Below are 19,487 nucleotides of genomic sequence, written 5' to 3' on the forward strand. Positions count from 1 at the left end.
AGCCTCAAGCCATGTGCAGACCTGGGAGCTGGCTTGCCGGCGATTGGGCTGCAAGGCAGCCCCTTGACTCAACTGCCTTCGCCCGCCATGCGCCGCTCATACTGGAACTTCCAGCGCACATACAGCAGCCCGGCAATGAACAGCCCCAGGCTGACCAGCACTTCAACCCAGCCAAACACCGCCCGCGCCGGGTCGAAGGCTGCCAGCACGCCCTTGATGAAGTAGATATTCACCACGAAGCAGGTCCAGGCATGCGCCCGGGCGCTGCCCAGCAGCATGCCCGGCAGCAGCAATAGCAGCGGCACCAGTTCGATCGCCAGGATCACCTCGACCCGAGCCCCATGCAGGTTGGCGAACCACAGGTTGTTCACCACCAGCAGGGCAATCAGGCCAAAGAAAAACGCCAGGCTAAGCGCCCGCGTCAGGCGCAAGCGCGGTGCCAGCCAAGCCAGCGGCGGCAACACCTTGGGCTTCCTAGCCACGCGCGGCCTCCAGGGCCTTGGCGGTGCTCGCCAGGCGTTGGCCAAGGGCGCGGCACAGGGCGATCTCGTGCGGGTCGAGTTCACGCTTGCCGTCTGCCCCGGCATGATGGCTGGCGCCATAAGGGGTGCCACCACCGCGGGTTTCCAGCAGTGCCGATTCGCTGTAGGGCAGGCCCATTACCAGCATGCCGTGGTGCATCAGCGGCAGCATCATCGACAGCAGCGTGGTTTCCTGGCCACCGTGCAGGCTGGCGGTAGACGTGAACACACCGGCGGGCTTGCCTACCAGTTCACCGCCCAGCCACAGACTGCTGGTGCCATCGAGGAAGTACTTGAGCGGTGCCGCCATGTTGCCGAAGCGGGTCGGGCTACCCAGCACCAGGCCGGCGCAGTGGCGCAGGTCGTCGAGGGTGGCGTACAGCGCGCCGCTGGCCGGAATGTCCGGGGCCACGGCTTCGCATTCGGTGGAAATCGCCGGCACCGTGCGCAGGCGCGCTTCCATGCCGGCCAGCTCGATGCCGCGGGCGATGTGCCTGGCCATTTCGCTGGTGGCACCATGGCGGCTGTAGTAAAGCACCAGGATGTAGGGTTGGCTCACGGCAGGATCTCCAGCACTTTTTCCGGTGGGCGACCGATCACCGCCTTGTCACCGGCAACCAGGATCGGCCGCTCGATCAGCTTGGGGTGCTGGACCATGGCCTCGATCAGCTGTGCATCGGTCAGTGCAGGGTCGGCCAGGTTCAATGCCTTGTATTCATCCTCACCCGTGCGCAGCAGCTGCCGTGGGGCCAGGCCCAGCTTGCCAAGCAAGGTCTTGAGGGTGGCGGCGTCTGGCGGGGTCTCGAGGTAGCGCACGATGACCGGGGTTAGGCCACGGGCTTCGAGCAGTTCCAGCGCGCCGCGGGATTTTGAGCAGCGCGGGTTATGATAGAGCGTGAGGTCAGTCATGTGGGGTCGCATCCAGCTGGTTGTGGCGGCTATTCTAACCGCAGCGACTGACCAGTTTGCTTTAAAACTCGAGAAGGATTGACCCATGGCAAGGCGTCTGGCAGCAGTACTGGCCATCACCGCGAGCCTGATGCTCGGTGGTTGCGGTGCCGATTATGGCGTAGACCAGCACGGCAATACGGTTAAGGCCGAACAGATCGACGGGCACTGGCTGGTGCTCAATTACTGGGCGGAATGGTGCGGCCCGTGCCGCACTGAAATCCCGGAACTCAATACCGCGGCCAAGCAGTGGGCGGCCGAGGGCATCAAGGTGGTGGGGGTGAATTTCGATGGTTTGCAGGGCCAGGACCTGAAGCAGGCCGCCGAAACCCTGGGCATCGGGTTCACCGTACTGGCCCAGGACCCGGCCGAGCGCTATGACCTGCCACGCAGCGAGGCGTTGCCGGTAACCTACATCATCGATGACAAGGGCAAGGTGCGTGAGCAGTTGCTGGGCGAACAGACCCTCGAAGGGCTGCAGGCCAAGATCAAGGCCCTGAAGCAGGGGTGACAAGGTGCAAGCTGCAAGCTGCAAGCTACAAGAAAAGCAGGCCGGTGCTAGGATCTGCTTTTTCTTGAAGCTTGAAGCTTGCAGCTGCGCTCAGCCTTCTTCAGGCCAGAAGCGCAGCGGCTTCCCCTCGTCCGGCCAGAAGCGCAGTTGCTCGATGGGCGACACATCCCAGCGCTGCACCGTTTCCAGCGCCTGCAGGAAGCGTTTTTCCTGCTCCATCAGCGCCGGCGCACACAGCTTGCGGGTCTTGCCGACCTTGCCGAAGCTCAGGTGCTCGCCGTCCAGCGTGTAGGGTGCAAACCAGTGGTTGCACCCGGCATTGCCATAGGCACGGCCATCACTGGCCAAGGTCAGGGTCAGGTGGCTGTAGTCGATCAACGGGCGCTCACCAATCCACTCCAGCACATAGCTGCGCTCCTGCTGCAACTTCGAAGGTTGTGCAGCGCAGCCGAGCAGGCCGGTGGCAATCAGCGCGCCGGTCAGCAGACTCTTCACTCGGCGCTCTCCTGGCAACGCGGGCACACATGCTTGTCGCCACGGCTGGCCCAGCCCAGCTCGGCGATACGTGCGCTGGCAGCAGGCTGGCGGGCTTGCTTGCCCAGCTTGGCGTCTACGGCGAACTCGAAGTCCAGGGCGGCGTCACAGTTGTCGCACTCAACCTTCCAGTTGAGGATTTCCAGCTCGTTGAACACCGGGCCACTGGCCACGGCAACCCACTGGCCGCGCGGGTTGATCAGGTGGCGCACGCTCTCCACGGTCAGGCGCATGGCCAGGTCCTTGCTGCCTTTGAGGGTCACCAGCAGGGTATCGCCTTTGTGCATCGAACCGCCGTTGCCAGTGACCTGATAGCGGCCTGGCACCAGGGCGCGGCACTCGATCAGGGTGTGTTGCGGGTTGAAAAGGGTATAGCGGAAATCGTGCTCGACCATGGGTCCTCCAGAAATGCCGCGTATCCTAGCATTAACCCATGACCAGATTCTGTGGATTGCCTGCCGCCCAGCAGTTGATGTTGTCCAGCGTGGTAGTGGCGATCGCAGCCAGCGCCTCGCGGGTCAGGAACGCCTGATGTGCGGTGATGATGACATTGGGAAAGGTCAGCAGGCGCGCCAGCACATCGTCTTGCAGCGGCTGGTCGGAGCGGTCCTCGAAGAACAGTTGGGCTTCCTCTTCATAGACATCCAGCCCCAGGTAGCCGAGCTGGCCGCTTTTCAGCGCGTCGATCAGTGCCGGGGTGTCGACCAGTGCGCCGCGGCCGGTGTTGATCAGCATGGCGCCATGCTGGACTTCGGCCAGGCTCCGGGCGTTGATCAGGTGCCGGGTGTGTTCGGTCAACGGGCAGTGCAGGCTGATGATGCGCGCTTCGCGTAGCAGTTCGGGCAGTGGCAGGTAGCGCGCGCCGAGGGCCAGCAGTTCCGGGTTGGGGTAGGGGTCGTAGGCCAGCAACTGGCAGCCGAAACCGGCCATGATGCGGGCGAAGGCTGCGCCGATCTGGCCGGTACCCACGACCCCGACCGTTTTGCCATGCAGGTCGAAGCCGGTCAGGCCATGCAGGGTAAAGTCCCCTTCACGGGTGCGGTTGTAGGCCCGGTGCAGGCGCCGGTTGAGCGCCAGGATCAGCGCCACGGCGTGCTCCGCCACCGCGTGCGGTGAGTAGGCGGGTACGCGCACCACGGCCAGGCCCAGGCGTTGCGCAGCGGCCAGGTCGACGTGGTTGTAGCCGGCCGAACGCAGGGCGATCAGGCGCGTGCCGCCGTCGGCCAGGCGCTGCAGCACCGGAGCGTCCAGTTCGTCATTGATGAAGGCGCAGACAACCTCGTAGCCGTCGGCCAGCGCTGCGGTGTCGAGGCTCAGGCGGGCAGGCTGGAAATGCAGGTCCAGGGGGTTACCGCTGGCGGCTCGGGTGAAGCTTTCCTGGTCGTAATGCTGGCTGCTGAACACTAGCGCGCGCATGGTCAGGGTTCCTCTGTCGGGCGTGTCCGGGGTAGCTGTTGGCAGTGAGTTCAAGCGCTCGACCGCGCCTGGGCTGCCAGGCGGCTGATCGCCGCATCCAGTTCATCCAGTGCCTGCTGGGCCTGCGGGCTTTCCTGCTTGAGCAAGGTTTCACTGCGCTGGCACGCCGCGCGCAACTGCGGCACGCCGCAATAGCGTGAAGCCCCGTTCAGGCGGTGTACCTGTTCGATCAGGCCCTCATGGTCATTGGCCAGGCGCGCGGCGCGGATGGCTTCGCGGTCGGCCTCCAGCGAGGCCAGCAGCATGTTCAGCATATCGGCGGCAAGGTCCGCTTTCCCGGCTGCCAGGCGTAAACCTTCTTGCGGGTCGAGCACCTTGAGTTCATCGCCGTTGCCGGTGGGTTCAGCCGGCGCCTGCTGCGGCGTGCCCAGGCTGAGACCGGTCCATTTCATCACCACCTGTGCCAGTTGCCGTTCACTGATCGGCTTGGTCAGGTAGTCATCCATGCCGCCGTGCAGCAATGCGCGTTTCTCGTTGGCCATGGCATGGGCGGTGAGGGCGACGATCGGCAATGGGTTGCCACTTTGGGTGTTTTCCCAGCGGCGAATCTGTTCGGTACAGGCGCGGCCGTCCATGCCGGGCATCTGCACATCCATCAGCACCAGGTCGAAGGGTTCCTGCTGCACGGCCTGCAGTGCCGCATAGCCATTGTCGACCGCCAGTACTTCGGCACCCAGGTCCTCGAGCAGCGTCTGCACCAGCAGCAAATTCGCAGGGTTGTCGTCGACACACAGTATTTTCGGCCGCCGCGGGCCGTTGCGGCTGTTCACCTCGCCCTGCAGGCGGCGGGGCTGGACCAGCTCCAGCAGCAGCCGGCGCAATTTGCGTGTGCAGGTAGGCTTGGACAGCAACTGGCCATGGCCATTGGGCAGGAAGGGGTGGTACAGCGCCTGCTCGGTGGTCGGGCACAGCACCACGCACTGGCAATGGTAGCGTTCGAGCTGTTGATGGTAGCGGCCCAGTTGTTCTGGCGACAGGTTGCCCAGATTGGCGCCCAGCACCGCCAGCTCGAATGGCTGCCCGGCCTGGCTGGCGGCCTGCACGGCTTGCAGCAACTGGTCGTAGGTGGCGAACAGGCTGACACTCAGGCCACAGTCTTGCAGCTGGTGCTCCAGGGCCTGCCGGGCCAGTTCATGGTTATCGACGATGGCGGCACGGCGGCCCAGCAGCGCTTGCAGCGGTAGTTCCTCGATATCGTCGTGCGCCTTGGGCAGGTTCAGGCTGATCCAGAACTGCGAGCCCTCGCCCGGGGTGCTGTCGACGCCGATTTCGCCACCCATCTGCTCGATCAGGCGCTTGGAAATCACCAGGCCCAGGCCGGTACCACCTGGTTGCCGGGCCAGCGAGTTATCGGCCTGGCTGAAAGCCTGGAACAGTGTACGCACGTCCTGCGGTGACAGGCCGATGCCGGTATCCTGCACGCTGATGCGCAGTTGGGCATGATCCTCATGCTCATCGTCGAGCATGGCGCGCACGACAATGGTGCCCTCGCGGGTGAACTTGATGGCGTTGCTGACCAGGTTGGTGAGGATCTGCTTGAGCCGCAGCGGGTCACCGACCAGCGAGGTAGGCGTGTCGCGGTAGACCAGGCTGAGCAGTTCCAGCTGCTTGGCATGGGCGGCCGGGGCCAGAATGGTCAGGGTGTCCTGGATCAGGTCGCGCAGGTTGAACGGGATGCTGTCCAGCACCAGCTTGCCGGCCTCGATCTTGGAGAAGTCGAGAATTTCGTTGATGATGCCCAGCAGGTTGTCGGCAGACTTTTCGATGGTGCTCAGGTAGTCCAGCTGGCGCGGGGTCATCTCGCTTTTCTGCAGCAGGTGGGTAAAGCCGAGAATGCCGTTGAGCGGGGTGCGGATCTCATGGCTCATGTTGGCCAGGAACTCCGACTTGATGCGGCTGGCCTCCAGTGCCTCCTTGCGCGCCATGTCCAGTTCGATGTTCTGGATTTCGATGGTTTCCAGGTTCTGGCGCACGTCTTCGGTGGCCTGGTCGATGCTGTGCTGCAGTTCTTCATGGGCGTTGTGCAGGGTTTCGGCCATGCGGTTGATGCCGCGCGCCAGTTCGTCCAGCTCATGGCTGCCCATGGTCGGCAGGCGCTCTTCGAGGTGGCCGTCCTTGAGCTGGTTGACTGCGTGCTTGATACGTTCGATGGGGTCGTTGATCGAGCGGCTCATGCGCAATGCCAGCAGGCCGCTGAGCACCAGGCAGGCGAGGATCAGCAGCAGGCTGGTGAACAGGTTGCGGTAGCCGCGCAGCAGGGTGCCATCGTGGGACAGCTCGATCTCGACCCAGCCCAGCAGCCGCTCGGCTTCGGCAGGCACGGCCTCGGTGGCCAGGTCCCGGTGGTGGCCGAACACGGGCATCAGGTAGCGGGTGGCGTCATTGCCGCTGCGCTGCAGCAACTGGGTGCCGGTGCCGCCGCTGGGTGGCTGGTTGAGCATGCTCGGCCCGGCATGGGCCAGGCGCGTGCGGTCCGGCGCCAGGAAGGCAACCGAGCGCACGTCGCTCTGCTCCAGGGTTTGCGCGGCGATGCGCTCCAGCTGCGCAGGCGCCAACCGGGCCATGGCCGGGGCGGCCAGCGGCGCCAGCTGTTCGGCGATCATCTTGCCGCGCTGCAGTAACTGGGTGCGCAGGTCGTTTTGTTGCAGCCAGGTGAAATAACTGCCCAGCACCAGCGCCATCAAGCCTGCCGGTAACAGTGCCAGCAGCAGAACCCGGCTGCGGATTCCCAAACGATCGAGCACACTCGCCTCCTGTGATGTGCCTGGCCACCGTCAGTAGGTGACGGCCAAGACGCGACGTTACTCTGCCTGGCACGCCATTGCATCTGTTTAGTCGGTGTTTTGCGCCGATCCTGCAGCACGGGTCGTATCGCGGTTGCCTGGCAGGGCGCACATACACAATAATCGCGTAATTGAGAATGCATGGCAGTTGCCAATGAGTCCTGTAGCTATTCACAACCCCAATGTCCTCGCCATCGAGGACGACCCGGTGCTGGGCGCCTACCTGCATGAAGAGCTGCAGCGCGGTGGCTTCCACGTCACCTGGTGCCGCAGTGGCCTGGAGGGCCTGGAAACGGCAGGCCGCCAGGTCTTCGACGTGGTGCTCATGGATATTCTGCTGCCTGGGGTGAATGGTCTGGATGCGCTGGCCCAGTTGCGCCAGCGCAGTACCACACCGGTGATTCTGATGTCGGCGCTGGGCGCCGAGGCAGACCGCATCAGCGGCTTTCAGCGCGGGGCCGACGACTACCTGCCCAAACCCTTCAGCATGGCTGAGCTGCAAGTGCGCATTGAAGCGATCCTGCGCCGTGTAGCGCTCGAACGCCGCTACCAGGCGCCGCAGCCGCCGGCAGAGGCGGGCGCGCTGCACTTCGACGAGGGCCTGTGCGATGTGCGCCTTGATGGCCGTCTGGCCGGGCTGACCCCCAGCGAGTTTCGCCTGCTCGACACCCTTTACCGCAACCAGGAGGAAGTGCTGAGCAAGGCGTTCCTGTACCAGCAGGTGTTGCAACGCGGCTATTCGCGGCACGACCGCAGCCTGGACATGCATGTCAGCCAGATCCGCCGCAAGCTCAAGGGCATCGGTTATCAGGGGTTGCAGATCCGCACCGTATGGGGCAAGGGCTACGTGTTCGGCGTGGGTGAGGCGCAATAGCATGCTCGACCGCCATTCGCTGTTCTGGAAACTGGCCATCCTGCTGGTTGGCTTCTGCCTGCTGATGATCGGCCTCAGCTACACCTGGGGCCAGCGCATGGAGCTGCAGAACGCCTTCTTGTCGGAGCCGGCGCGCCAGACCTTGCGCGGTTATGCCAGCGAGGCCGAGCAGGCCTGGCGCAGCGGTGGTCGGGCCGGGCTGGACCAGTGGGTGGCGGCGATGCACCAGCGTGAACATGGCTGGGTGGGTGTGCTCGATATCAACCTGAAACCGCTCGACAGCGCGGCCCTCAACCCGCAGATCATGCAGCGGCTGACCCGCCTGCGTGGGGTCGATTGGCCGATGAGCCGGCGCAGCGTCGAGCAGCCGTGGCTACGCATCCCGTTCCCCGGTGCGCCCGAGCAGGGCATGCTGGTGATCGAACTGCCCAAGCGCTTCAACCCGGACCAGCACCGCGTGCTGTGGCGCATCATCACCAACGGCATCATCCCGGGCCTGTTCACCTTGCTGCTGTGCGTGGGCCTGTACCGCATGCTGATCGTGCCGTTGAACCAACTGCGCGAGCAGGCCCGGGCCTGGCGTGCCGACCAGCTTTCGGCTCGCCTTGATTCGCGGCTCATCGCCCGGCACGACGAGCTGGGGGAACTGGCCCGCGCCTTCGACCAGATGGCCGAGCGGCTACAGGGCACCGTCACCCTGCAACAACAGCTGCTACGCGACTTGTCCCATGAAATGCGCACCCCCCTGAGCCGTTTGCGCGTGGCTTGCGACGGGGAAACCGATCTGCAACGCCTGCGCGAGCGCCTCGGCCGGGAACTGGACGGCATGCAGCAACTGGTCGAGGCAACCCTGCAACTGGCCTGGCAGGACGCCGAGCGTGCGCCGATGAACCTGGAGCCGATCGAGGTTCACGCCTTGTGGGACCTGCTGGCCGAGAATGCCTGCTATGAAAGTGGCTGGGCGCCCACGCGGCTGCGTTGCGAAGTACCAGACGGTTGCTGGGTGCAGGGTAACCTCAACCACTTGGCCCAGGCGCTGGAGAACCTGCTGCGCAATGCCATTCGGTATTCGCCGGCCGACGGTGTCGTGCGCTTGGGTGGGCAACGTGAAGGTGGCTACTGGTGCCTGTGGCTGGAAGACGAGGGCGGTGGCGTGGGCGACGATGAGCTGGAGCGGATTTTCGCGCCGTTCTTGCGCCTGGACGGTTCGCGGCCCGGCGTGGGTGGCTTTGGCCTGGGGCTGAGCATTGCCCGCAGCGCCATCCAGCGCCAGGGTGGCACGCTGTGGGCGCAGAACGGCAAGCGCGGGTTACGCCTGTGCATGAGGTTGCCGGTGCAGCAGCCCTCGTCATATAGCCTGTAGCTATATCCACTACAGATTGCGTGATATGGCCGGGAAGGGTTTGCCGGTATGATAGGCGCCCCTGCCGTCCGGATTGTGAAATACACCATGACCTTGCAGTACCCAACCATCGCCGATTGCGTCGGCAATACGCCACTGGTTCGCCTGCAGCGCATTGCTGGCCAAACCAGCAATACCCTCCTGCTCAAGCTCGAAGGTAACAATCCCGCCGGCTCGGTGAAGGACCGCCCGGCCCTGTCGATGATCACCCGCGCCGAGTTGCGTGGCCAGATCAAGCCCGGTGACACCCTGATCGAAGCCACCTCCGGCAACACCGGCATCGCCTTGGCGATGGCAGCGGCGATCAAGGGCTACAAGATGATCCTGATCATGCCGGACAACTCCACCGCTGAGCGCAAGGCGGCCATGACCGCCTACGGCGCCGAGCTGATTCTGGTGACCAAGGAAGAGGGCATGGAAGGTGCCCGCGACCTGGCCGAGAAGCTGCAGCGTGAAGGCCGCGGCCTGGTGCTGGACCAGTTCGCCAACGGTGACAACCCGGTGGCCCACTACAACAGCACCGGCCCGGAAATCTGGCAGCAGACACAGGGCAGCGTCACCCATTTCGTCAGCTCCATGGGGACCACCGGCACCATCATGGGCTGCTCGCAGTACCTCAAGGAGCAAAACCCGGCGGTGCAGATCATCGGCCTGCAACCGATGGAAGGTTCGGCCATCCCGGGTATCCGCCGCTGGCCGCAGGAGTACCTGCCGAAGATCTTCGACGCCACGCGCGTAGACCGCGTGGTCGACATGTCGCAGCAGGAAGCCGAAGACACCACCCGCCGCCTTGCCCGCGAAGAGGGCATTTTCTGCGGCGTGTCTTCCGGTGGTGCGGTTGCCGCCATGCTGCGCCTGTCGCGTGAGGTGGAGCATGCAGTAATGGTGGCGATCATTTGCGACCGCGGTGACCGTTACCTGTCCACCGGCCTGTTCGATCCCAGCTAAATGACCAAGAAAAAAACCAACAGCGGCCTGCGCTTCCAGCCGGCCGGCGGTAGCCGCAGCCCCCAGGTCCCCGTGGGCAAGAAGCAGCGCCTGGACATCGAGCGCCTGGCCGGCGACGGCCGTGGCATTGCCTTCCATGAAGGGCGCACCTGGTTCGTCAGTGGCGCCCTGGCCGGTGAGGCCGTGGAAGCGCGGGTGCTCAATGCGCGCGGCAAGGTGGTCGAGGCCCGCCTGGAGCGTGTGCTGCAGGCCAGCCCCGAGCGCCGTGAAGCGCCCTGTCGCCATTACAGCCGCTGTGGTGGCTGCACCCTGCAGCACCTGCCGCACGAGGCGCAACTGGCGCTGAAGCAGCGGACCTTGGCCGAACAACTGCAACGGGTGGCCGGTGTGCAGCCCGACGCCTGGGCGCCACCGCTCAGCGGGCCAGCGTTCGGCTACCGGCGCCGTGCTCGCGTGGCGGTGCGCTGGGACGTCAAGGCGCGTGAGCTGCACGTCGGCTTCCGTGCCGAAGCCAGCCAGGACATCATCGCCATCGACGATTGCCCGGTGCTGGTACAGCCCTTGCAGTCGATTCTGCGCCACCTGCCGATCGTGCTGCGTTCGCTGGACAAACCGCAGGCCCTGGGCCATGTGGAGCTGTTCAGCGGCTCTGCCGAAGCGCTGCTGGTGCGCCATGTGGCGCCATTGCCGGCGCAGGACCTGGCCCGGTTGCAGGCGTTCTGCGAGCAGGCCAACGCGCAGTTATGGCTGCAAGGCGAAGGTGAACCGGCGCCCGTCGAACCTGCGGCGCCATTGGGCTTTGCCCTGGCGCCGTGGCAGCTTGAGCTGGCCTGGCGCCCTGGCGACTTCGTGCAGGTCAACGCCCAGGTCAATACGGCGATGATCGAGCAGGCGCTGGCCTGGCTTGCGCCGCAGGCCGATGAGCGGGTGCTCGATCTGTTCTGCGGCCTGGGCAACTTCGCTCTGCCGCTGGCACGCCAGGCGCGTGAAGTGGTGGCAGTGGAAGGTGTGCAAGCCATGGTCGATCGGGCCGCGGCCAATGCCAGAAACAACAATGTGCATAACGCACGGTTTTTTCAGGCCGATTTATCGCAGCCATTGGCCGGCACCGGATGGGCCGCCGAGGGCTTTTCTGCGGTACTCTTGGACCCACCGCGCGACGGTGCTTACGAGGTGGTGCAAGGCATCGCCCGCCTCAAGGCCAGCAGGCTGGTCTATGTATCGTGCAACCCGGCCACACTGGCGCGAGACGCCCAGGTGCTGGCCGGCCAGGGGTACCGGTTAACACGGGCCGGGATTCTCGACATGTTTCCTCAAACGGCGCATGTCGAGGCCATGGCGTTATTCGAAGCGGGCTAGCTGACTGGCCCCTTGGTGCGGCCGCCACGGAAGGGTGGCTGTACGGTGATCGCCAGCGCCGCCGTGAGTGCAGCGCTGTATGGAAAGGTAAAACAAGATGGTACAGGTGAGAGTGCACCAGCCGGTCAACACGGACGGCAGTATCAATCTCGATGCATGGCTGGATCATGTGGTAAGTGTCGATTCGGCACTGGATCGCGCAGCGCTGAAAGAAGCCTGCGAGTTTGCTCACGAGGTCGAAAAAAAGGGCAACCCCGCCAAGCATTCCTGGGCGGACGGCACGTCCAGCTTTCAGGCAGGGCTGGAAATTGCCGAAATCCTCGCCGACCTCAAGCTCGACCAGGATTCGTTGGTGGCCGCGGTCATCTACCGTTCGGTGCGCGAGGGGAAGGTCACGCTGGCCGAGGTCAGCCAGCGCTTTGGGCCGGTGGTCTCGAAGCTGATCGACGGCGTGCTGCGCATGGCCGCCATCAGCGCCAGCCTCAGCCCGCGGCAGTCGCTGGTATTGGGCTCGCAGGCGCAGGTCGAAAACCTGCGCAAGATGCTTGTGGCCATGGTCGACGACGTACGCGTGGCGCTGATCAAGCTGGCCGAGCGGACCTGCGCCATCCGTGCGGTCAAGGCGGCCGACGATGAGAAACGCCTGCGCGTCGCGCGCGAGGTGTTCGACATCTATGCGCCGTTGGCGCACCGCCTGGGTATCGGCCATATCAAGTGGGAGCTGGAGGACTTGTCCTTCCGCTACCTGGAGCCCGAGCAGTACAAACAGATCGCCAAGTTGCTGCACGAGCGCCGGCTGGACCGCGAGCGGTTCATCAGCGACGTGATGAACCAGTTGCAGAACGAACTGCTGGCCACCGGGGTGAAAGCCGACATCAGCGGCCGGGCAAAACACATTTATTCGATCTGGCGCAAGATGAAGCGCAAAGGCCTGGAATTCAGCCAGATCTACGATGTGCGCGCCGTGCGTGTGCTGGTGCCGGAAATTCGCGACTGCTATACCGCACTGGGCATCGTCCACACCTTGTGGCGGCACATCCCCAAAGAGTTCGACGACTACATCGCCAACCCCAAGGAGAACGGCTATCGCTCGTTGCACACGGCGGTAATCGGGCCTGAGGGCAAGGTGCTGGAAGTGCAGATCCGTACCCACGGCATGCACGAGGAAGCCGAGCTTGGCGTGTGTGCCCACTGGCGCTACAAAGGCACCGACGTCAAGCCAAGCTCCAACCACTACGAAGAAAAGATCTCCTGGCTGCGCCAGGTGCTGGAATGGCACGAAGAGCTGGGCGACATCGGTGGCCTGGCCGAGCAACTGCGGGTCGACATCGAGCCGGACCGGGTTTATGTGTTCACCCCGGACGGGCATGCCATTGACCTGCCCAAAGGTGCGACACCGCTGGACTTCGCCTACCGCGTGCACACCGAAATCGGCCACAACTGCCGCGGCGCCAAGATCAACGGCCGGATCGTGCCGCTTAACTACAGCCTGCAGACGGGCGAGCAGGTCGAGATCATCACCAGCAAGCACGGCAACCCGAGCCGTGACTGGTTGAACTCCAACCTGGGCTATGTCACCACGTCGCGGGCCCGGGCCAAGATCGTACACTGGTTCAAGCTGCAGGCGCGCGACCAGAACGTGGCCGCCGGCAAGACCTTGCTCGAACGGGAGCTCAGCCGCCTGGGCCTGCCGCAGGTGGACTTCGAGCGCCTGGCGGAGAAAACCAACGTCAAGACCGCCGAAGACATGTTCGCTTCGCTCGGTGCTGGCGACCTGCGCCTGGCGCACCTGGTCAACGCTGCCCAGCAGTTGCTGGAGCCCGAGCGCATCGAGCAGATCGAACTGGTGCCGCGCAAGCCTGCCGGGCCGCGATCCGGCAAGCGTGGCGACATCCAGATCCAGGGGGTTGGCAACCTGCTGACGCAGATGGCCGGCTGCTGCCAGCCACTGCCGGGCGATGCCATCGTCGGTTACATCACGCAAGGCCGTGGCGTGAGCATTCACCGCCAGGATTGCGCCTCGGTGCTGCAACTGGCAGGCAAGGAACCGGAGCGCATGATCCAGGTGAGCTGGGGGCCGATACCGGTGCAGACCTACCCGGTCGACATCGTCATCCGTGCCTACGACCGCCCGGGGTTGCTGCGCGATGTGTCGCAGGTGCTGCTGAACGAGAAAATCAACGTGCTGGCGGTGAACACCCGCTCGAACAAGGAAGACAACACCGCGCTGATGTCGCTGACCATCGAAATTCCAGGCCTGGACGCGCTGGGGCGGTTGTTGGGGCGCATCTCGCAGTTGCCGAACATCATCGAGACGCGGCGTAATCGTACCCCTTGAGACCGCGGCGCCTGCTTCGCGGGCTTGCCCGCTCCCACAGGTACGGTGCAGTTTTCGAAACCTGCACCCATCCTGTGGCAGCGGGCAAGCCTGCGAAGAAGCCACCACCGAAGGACCTGCCTGAATGACCTACACCCTCGAAGACCTGCTGCACCTCATGGCCCGCCTGCGCGACCCGCAGTACGGTTGCCCATGGGACCTGCAGCAGAACTACGCGAGCATCGTCCCGCATACCCTCGAAGAGGCCTACGAAGTCGCCGACACCATCGAGCGCGGTGACTTCGAGCACCTGCAAGGTGAGCTGGGCGACTTGCTGTTCCAGGTGGTCTACTACAGCCAGCTGGCCAGGGAGGAGGGGCGTTTCGAGTTCGATGGCGTGGTCGACAGCATCACCCGCAAGCTCATTCGGCGCCACCCGCATGTGTTCCCAACGGGTGAGCTGTATGCGCCGCTGGACACCCCCCGCTTGAGCGAGGCCCAGGTCAAGTCGCGCTGGGAAGAAATCAAGGCCCAGGAACGGGCGGAAAAAAGCCTGCCTGAGCAGTTGTCCCTGCTCGACGACGTACCCACGACCTTGCCGGCGCTGTCGCGGGCGGCCAAACTGCAAAAGCGTGCGGCCACGGTCGGCTTCGACTGGCCCGCAGCGCTGCCGGTGCTGGACAAGGTCCGTGAAGAACTGGACGAAGTGCTGCAGGCCATGGCCGATGGCGATGCCGATGCGCTCGAAGATGAGGTCGGTGACCTGCTGTTCGCGGCCGTGAACCTGGCGCGCCACCTCAAGCAAGACCCGGAACATGCCCTGCGCCGCGCCAATCGCAAGTTCGAGCGCCGTTTCCGCTTTATCGAACAGGCATTGCGCGACAGCGGTCGCCCTATTGAAGCGTGTAACCTTGACGAGCTGGACGCCCTGTGGGGCGAAGCCAAGCGTCAGGAAAAGAACCTGCCCAGCTGCGGCTGAGCTGTTGCATAAGTGAGTGAACATTCATGAGCCTTTCCCTTCGCGACCAATTGCTCAAAGCCGGTCTGGTCAACCAGAAACAGGTCTCGCAGACCAACAAAGCTGAAAAGAAACAGAAGCGCATGGAGCACAAAGGCCAGGTCGACGTCGACGACAGCCAGCAGCGTTTGGCCAAGGAAGCCATGGCCGAAAAGGTCAAGCGCGACCAGGAGCTGAACCGCCAGCAGCAGGAAAAGGCGGAGCAGAAGGCCCGTGCCGCACAGATCAAGCAACTGATCGAAGCCACTCGCCTGCCCAAGCTGAGCACTGAGGACTATTACAACTTCGTTGACGACAAGAAGGTCAAGCGTATCGCCGTCAACGCGCTGATGCGTACCAAGCTGAGCAACGGTGCGCTGGCGGTAGTGGCCCATGCCGGCGGTTACGAGGTGATCCCGCGCGAAGCAGCGGTGAAGATCCAGGAACGCGACCCCAGCCGTATCCTGTTGCTGAACACCCATGTCGAGGAAGCGGACGAAGATGACCCGTACGCGGCCTACAAGATCCCTGACGATCTGATGTGGTAAATACGAAAAACCCCGCTTCGGCGGGGTTTTTCATGACGAATGGGGTCATTGCGTGGTGCGCTGGTTTTCCAGGTTCTCGAGCTCTGCCCGGTACTGGTGGGCCTCGTGTTCATTGTGGAACATGCCGACCAGTTGACCTTGCTGGTGCACATCCCAGATGCGTACGCCAGCGGCCACGCCTTCGTGGGACATTTTCGATTCGTCGCGTTCGGTTACTTGGACTGTCATCGTTAAACTCCACTTCTTGAGAGGGCTGCGACACTCTGTCGCACACCTTCTTTATAGAGTTTGTTAGCAGCCTAAGTAAATAAAATGGGCATGAAACAAGTTTCATGAAGGCTCAAAGGTGTAGTGCCTGGGCCGGCGATAGGGCCAGTACGGGCCACCCAGAAACCCGGGCAGAAAAAAGCCCCGCACTAGGCGGGGCTATCGGATGTCACTGGCAACGCTGGCTCAGTTACCCTTCACCGGCTTGCCATCGACCGTGCCATCCTGCAGCACGATCACATACTCCTTGCCATCGGTCTCCACCTGGCGCAGTTGCACCAGCAGGTAGTCCCAGTTCTTGGCAAACCACAGCTCGGTGATGCGCTTGCTCTGGCTCGGGTCGCGCACGCGCTCGACCTTCACCGCATCGACCTGGCCGGTCTTGGTGGTGACTTTTTCAGTGCCCAGCACGCGGAAGTCGTAATTGTCGATCTCGTCGCCATCGACTACCTGGTAAGTCATGCTCTTCTTGCCTGCCGCCACGTCATGCTGCAAGGCAAGCTGGTAGGAAGACTTGTCCAGTACGCCGCGGTTGAGCGGCAGGGTAATGGCGTCGCCCCGGTCGCTACCGGTAATCTTCTTGGTGTTCCAGTCGAAGTTCAGGTCGACCTTCTTGGCCTTGCCCAGGCCACCACGCTCGAAGTGATACTTCTGTGGCAGCAGGGTGTCGTTTTCCAGGCGCAGGGTGCTTTGCTCGGTCAGGCTGGCGATCATCATGGAAGCCTTGAAGTTAAGGTCCCAGGTACCGTTGGCATTTTTGACCAGGCTGCGCTCGGCGGTGCCGCTCATGGGCAGTTGCTTCCAGTCGGCGGTGTAGCTGGCCGAGAAGGGCTTCAGATCAGCTGCCTGGAGCGGCAGGGCGAGCACGGCGAGAGCCAAGAGCAGGGCACGACGCATAAGTTCTCCTAGGATCGAATCAAGTGACCGCTGGCCGCCAGCGGCTGGCCGTCCAGTAATGCACCCTGTTCAGCAAGGCGCAAGCGGCCTTCGGCAAACCAGCGCACTGCCAGCGGGTAGATCAGGTGTTCCTGCTGGTGAACCCGCTGGGCCAGGCTTTCGACGGTGTCGTCTGGCGCCACCGGGACTACTGCCTGTACGACCAGTGGGCCGCCATCGAGTTCCTCAGTCACGAAGTGTACGCTGCAGCCATGCTCGGCGTCGCCCGCCTCCAGCGCCCGGCGGTGGGTATGCAGGCCTTTGTACCTGGGCAGCAACGACGGGTGGATATTGAGCAGGCGGCCCTGATAGTGGCGCACGAAGTCGCCACTGAGGATGCGCATGAACCCGGCCAGCACCACCAGGTCCGGGGCAAAGCCGTCGATGCACGCCATCAGCGCTGCATCGAAGGCTTCACGGCCGTCGAACCGGGTGTGGTCGAGCACCGCGCTTTCAATGCCGGCGGCTGCGGCGCGTTGCAGGCCGAAGGCATCGGCGCGGTTGGAGACCACCGCACGAATGCGCACCGGGCTGTCCTGGCCTTGGCAACTGTCGATCATGGCTTGCAGGTTGCTGCCGGAACCCGACAGCAGTACCACTACATTGCAGGTCTTGCTCGGCATCAGTGTGCCTTGAGGTTCTGCAGCTCGACCTGGGCGGCGCCTTCGGCGGCTTCGGCGATGTGGCCGATGACCCATGGCTGTTCACCGGCGGCGCGCAGTTCGTTCAGGGCCGCTTCGACCTGGTCCTGGGCGACGCAGATGACCATGCCAACGCCACAGTTCAGCACGCGGTGCATTTCGTGCTCGTCGACGTTGCCTTTTTCCTGCAGGAAGTCGAACACCGCCGGGCGCTGCCAGCTGGCCACGTCTACCACGGCCTGGGCGTTTTTCGGCAGTACGCGCGGGATGTTGTCGAGCAGGCCGCCACCGGTGATGTGGGCCATGGCTTTGACTGCGCCGGTGTTCTTGATCAGCTGCAGCAGCGGCTTGACGTAGATGCGGGTCGGGGCCATCAGCAGGTCGGTCAGCGGGGTGCCGCCCAGCTGGGTGTTCTCGATGTCGGTGGCCGACACTTCGAGGATCTTGCGGATCAGCGAGTAGCCGTTGGAGTGCGGGCCGGAGGACGGCAGGGCGATCAGTGCATCGCCGGTGGCAACCTTGGAACCGTCGATGATGTCGGCCTTTTCCACCACGCCCACGCAGAAACCGGCCAGGTCGTAGTCTTCGCCTTCGTACATGCCAGGCATTTCGGCGGTTTCACCACCGACCAGCGAGCAGCCGGCCAGTTCGCAACCGGCACCGATGCCGGTGACCACGGTGGCAGCCACGTCGACATTGAGCTTGCCGGTGGCGTAGTAGTCGAGGAAGAACAGCGGCTCGGCGCCGCACACCACCAGGTCGTTGACGCACATGGCGACCAGGTCCTGGCCGATGCTGTCGTGCTTGTTCAGGTTCAGCGCCAGGCGCAGCTTGGTGCCGACGCCGTCGGTGCCGGAGACCAGCACCGGCTGCTTGTAGCCGGCCGGGATCTCGCAAAGGGCGCCGAAGCCGCCCAGGCCACCCATGACTTCAGGGCGTGCGGTGCGTTTTGCCACGCCCTTGATGCGTTCGACCAGTGCTTCGCCGGCGTCGATGTCTACACCGGCGTCCTTGTAGCTCAGGGAGGGTTGCTTGCTCATTGATCCAGGCCTTTAGGAGGGAGGGATTCTTAAAAACGACCATGGCGGCCAAGGCCGGCGGGTGAGCGACGGCTGCCTGAAACGTCAGTGGTCTGTGAAGGCGCGCGATTTTATCAGGGTTGCCGGGCAGCGGCCATCCTCAGGCCGACGGGCAGGCCGGTAAATTGCTGAAAAATGGCCCGGGGTGGTTGATGGGGTTGCATATGTATAAGCTGCAACCAGCGAGCCTCAGGCCGCAAGAAAATGCAGCGCCGCGCTGTCGCTGCATTAAGCTTGTAGCGTGAAGCTCACGGCTTGAAGCACGACTGGACGGAATCCTCGATGCGCTTGATCTCTATTCTGGCAGCCGGTTGCCTGGCCCTTGTGTCGGCCGCCGCCATGGCTGAAAACGTCTCCGACCTTTACCAGGTGCACGAACCGCTTGCGGGGCAGGGCGCCGAAGCGCGTACAGCCGCTACCGGCAAGGCCCTCGAAACCCTCATCCTGCGCCTGACCGGTGACCCCAAGGCGGTGCAAAGCCCAGGGTTGGCGGGCCTGCGCAAAGACCCGCAGCAAATCATCAACCAGGTCGGCACCGAGGCGGGCCCGCCGGAATCGGTTGTGGTCGAGTTCGACCCGGGCAGTACCGAGCGCGCACTGCGCAAGGCCGGCCTGGCCTTGTGGGGGAGCAACCGGCCGTCGATCCTCAGCTGGTGGCTCAATGACAGTGTCGAAGGCAGCAGCCTGGTAGGTGATGGCCAGCCCAGTGCCCAGCCACTGCGGCGTGCCGCCCAGCACCGCGGTTTGCCGCTGCGCCTGCCGCTGGCCGACCTGCAGGAGCAATTGGTAGCCAATGCCAAGCAACTCGAAGGCAGCGACCCGGCGCCGCTGCGCGAGGCCGCCGAGCGTTACGGCGCCGACGCCATGCTGGCGGTGCATGCCCAGGAAGCCGATGGCAAGTGGCAAGGTAAATGGCAACTGTGGCTGGGTGACCAGCGTGAGCAGGGCACTGCCGAAGGCGCCGACCAGGCCGCACTGGCTGATGCCGTGATGCTGGCGGTGGGCAACCGCCTTGCACCGCGTTATGTCACCCGGCCGGGGGCCAGCAGCCAGTTGCAGGTGCAGGTGCAGGGGATGAACCTGCAGCGCTACGCCGAGTTGGCTCGGGTGCTGGAACCCTATGGCCCACGCTTGCAGTTGGCTGATGGCACCACCCTGACCTACGGCGTGACCGGCAACCGTGAGCAATTGCGTGCCCAACTGGGCCTGGCCAAGTTGCAGGAGCTGCCGGTGGAACAAACCGCCGCAGTACCGGCCACGCCGGTGCCTACGGGTGGCCAGGCCCCGGCTACCGAGCCTCAACCCACACCCCCGCCGTTCGACGGCCTGCGTTTTCGTTGGTAAGG

At 64.0% G+C, this 19,487-nt stretch carries 20 protein-coding genes; 9 read left to right on the forward strand and 11 right to left on the reverse strand.

Annotation, left to right across the window (positions count from 1 at the left end; all coding sequences use genetic code 11):
• Nucleotides 1–68: 68 nt before the first annotated feature.
• From K4A76_RS05770 to arsC, 3 genes are read right to left on the reverse strand one after another with little or no spacing between them, the layout of a single operon-like run.
• Nucleotides 69–482, reverse strand: coding sequence for a DUF2069 domain-containing protein (locus tag K4A76_RS05770; RefSeq protein WP_274411715.1), 414 nt, complete (start codon nucleotides 480–482; stop codon nucleotides 69–71).
• Nucleotides 475–1,080, reverse strand: a complete 606-nt coding sequence (gene wrbA / locus K4A76_RS05775) for an NAD(P)H:quinone oxidoreductase (protein ID WP_029887453.1) — start codon at nucleotides 1,078–1,080, stop codon at nucleotides 475–477. The genes K4A76_RS05770 and wrbA overlap by 8 nt, the downstream gene beginning before the upstream one ends.
• Nucleotides 1,077–1,430 (reverse strand): arsenate reductase (glutaredoxin), encoded by a 354-nt coding sequence (arsC, locus tag K4A76_RS05780; RefSeq protein WP_009684282.1) that lies wholly within the window; start codon nucleotides 1,428–1,430, stop codon nucleotides 1,077–1,079. Before arsC ends, wrbA begins: the two co-directional genes overlap by 4 nt.
• A gap of 85 nt (nucleotides 1,431–1,515) precedes the next feature.
• On the opposite strand from arsC, the gene K4A76_RS05785 reads away from it, so the two are divergent.
• Nucleotides 1,516–1,980 (forward strand): TlpA disulfide reductase family protein, encoded by a 465-nt coding sequence (locus tag K4A76_RS05785; RefSeq protein ID WP_110679037.1) that lies wholly within the window; start codon nucleotides 1,516–1,518, stop codon nucleotides 1,978–1,980.
• Between the two features lie 90 nt (nucleotides 1,981–2,070).
• On the opposite strand, the gene K4A76_RS05790 is transcribed toward K4A76_RS05785, so the two are convergent.
• The 4 genes from K4A76_RS05790 to K4A76_RS05805 are packed head-to-tail and all read right to left on the reverse strand — an operon-like array spanning nucleotide 2,071 to nucleotide 6,734.
• Nucleotides 2,071–2,475: an META domain-containing protein gene (locus tag K4A76_RS05790; protein ID WP_274411716.1), complete on the reverse strand. Its 405-nt coding sequence runs from the start codon at nucleotides 2,473–2,475 to the stop codon at nucleotides 2,071–2,073.
• Nucleotides 2,472–2,909: a hypothetical protein gene (locus tag K4A76_RS05795; protein WP_054911700.1), complete on the reverse strand. Its 438-nt coding sequence runs from the start codon at nucleotides 2,907–2,909 to the stop codon at nucleotides 2,472–2,474. The genes K4A76_RS05790 and K4A76_RS05795 overlap by 4 nt, the downstream gene beginning before the upstream one ends.
• A gap of 31 nt (nucleotides 2,910–2,940) precedes the next feature.
• The gene (locus tag K4A76_RS05800; protein WP_054890452.1) at nucleotides 2,941–3,930 is read right to left on the reverse strand and encodes a 2-hydroxyacid dehydrogenase; all 990 of its coding nucleotides are present in this window, start codon (nucleotides 3,928–3,930) and stop codon (nucleotides 2,941–2,943) included.
• Nucleotides 3,931–3,980: 50 nt separating this feature from the next.
• A complete protein-coding gene (locus K4A76_RS05805) occupies nucleotides 3,981–6,734 on the reverse strand; it encodes a response regulator (protein WP_054890451.1) in 2,754 nt (917 codons plus the stop codon).
• 193 nt (nucleotides 6,735–6,927) lie between these two features.
• Here K4A76_RS05805 and K4A76_RS05810 point away from each other — a divergent pair, with 193 nt between their 5' ends.
• The 7 genes from K4A76_RS05810 to K4A76_RS05840 all read left to right on the forward strand — a co-directional run bounded on the left by K4A76_RS05810 (nucleotide 6,928) and on the right by K4A76_RS05840 (nucleotide 15,218).
• Complete coding sequence (locus K4A76_RS05810) at nucleotides 6,928–7,647, forward strand: response regulator transcription factor (protein WP_274411717.1); 720 nt, start codon at nucleotides 6,928–6,930, stop codon at nucleotides 7,645–7,647.
• 1 nt (nucleotide 7,648) lies between these two features.
• Nucleotides 7,649–9,010 (forward strand): sensor histidine kinase, encoded by a 1,362-nt coding sequence (locus tag K4A76_RS05815; RefSeq protein ID WP_274411718.1) that lies wholly within the window; start codon nucleotides 7,649–7,651, stop codon nucleotides 9,008–9,010.
• 87 nt (nucleotides 9,011–9,097) lie between these two features.
• On the forward strand, nucleotides 9,098–9,997 hold the full coding sequence (gene cysM, locus K4A76_RS05820) for a cysteine synthase CysM (protein WP_033690658.1): 900 nt from the start codon (nucleotides 9,098–9,100) through the stop codon (nucleotides 9,995–9,997).
• On the forward strand, nucleotides 9,998–11,356 hold the full coding sequence (gene rlmD / locus K4A76_RS05825) for a 23S rRNA (uracil(1939)-C(5))-methyltransferase RlmD (protein WP_274411719.1): 1,359 nt from the start codon (nucleotides 9,998–10,000) through the stop codon (nucleotides 11,354–11,356).
• Nucleotides 11,357–11,453: 97 nt separating this feature from the next.
• Nucleotides 11,454–13,694: a GTP diphosphokinase gene (relA, locus tag K4A76_RS05830; protein WP_009684292.1), complete on the forward strand. Its 2,241-nt coding sequence runs from the start codon at nucleotides 11,454–11,456 to the stop codon at nucleotides 13,692–13,694.
• A gap of 124 nt (nucleotides 13,695–13,818) precedes the next feature.
• Nucleotides 13,819–14,652, forward strand: a complete 834-nt coding sequence (mazG, locus tag K4A76_RS05835; protein ID WP_009684293.1) for a nucleoside triphosphate pyrophosphohydrolase — start codon at nucleotides 13,819–13,821, stop codon at nucleotides 14,650–14,652.
• A 26-nt stretch (nucleotides 14,653–14,678) separates the two neighbouring features.
• A complete protein-coding gene (locus tag K4A76_RS05840; RefSeq protein ID WP_009684294.1) occupies nucleotides 14,679–15,218 on the forward strand; it encodes a DUF2058 domain-containing protein in 540 nt (179 codons plus the stop codon).
• Nucleotides 15,219–15,263: 45 nt separating this feature from the next.
• Here the strand turns inward: K4A76_RS05840 and K4A76_RS05845 are convergent, their stop codons facing one another.
• From K4A76_RS05845 to purM, 4 genes are all read right to left on the reverse strand, one after another.
• Nucleotides 15,264–15,446 (reverse strand): hypothetical protein, encoded by a 183-nt coding sequence (locus K4A76_RS05845; RefSeq protein ID WP_029886605.1) that lies wholly within the window; start codon nucleotides 15,444–15,446, stop codon nucleotides 15,264–15,266.
• 225 nt (nucleotides 15,447–15,671) lie between these two features.
• Entirely contained in the window at nucleotides 15,672–16,382 is a 711-nt protein-coding gene (locus K4A76_RS05850) for a DUF3108 domain-containing protein (protein ID WP_029886606.1), read from the reverse strand.
• A gap of 8 nt (nucleotides 16,383–16,390) precedes the next feature.
• Nucleotides 16,391–17,044, reverse strand: coding sequence for a phosphoribosylglycinamide formyltransferase (gene purN / locus K4A76_RS05855; RefSeq protein ID WP_161892831.1), 654 nt, complete (start codon nucleotides 17,042–17,044; stop codon nucleotides 16,391–16,393).
• Entirely contained in the window at nucleotides 17,044–18,102 is a 1,059-nt protein-coding gene (gene purM, locus K4A76_RS05860; RefSeq protein ID WP_009683953.1) for a phosphoribosylformylglycinamidine cyclo-ligase, read from the reverse strand. Before purM ends, purN begins: the two co-directional genes overlap by 1 nt.
• A gap of 321 nt (nucleotides 18,103–18,423) precedes the next feature.
• Here purM and K4A76_RS05865 point away from each other — a divergent pair, with 321 nt between their 5' ends.
• A complete protein-coding gene (locus tag K4A76_RS05865) occupies nucleotides 18,424–19,485 on the forward strand; it encodes a DUF2066 domain-containing protein (protein WP_054890577.1) in 1,062 nt (353 codons plus the stop codon).
• Nucleotides 19,486–19,487 lie beyond the last annotated feature (2 nt).

This window comes from Pseudomonas sp. NEEL19 (genome assembly GCF_028751975.1).
GTDB classification, from domain to species: Bacteria; Pseudomonadota; Gammaproteobacteria; order Pseudomonadales; family Pseudomonadaceae; genus Aquipseudomonas; species Aquipseudomonas juntendi.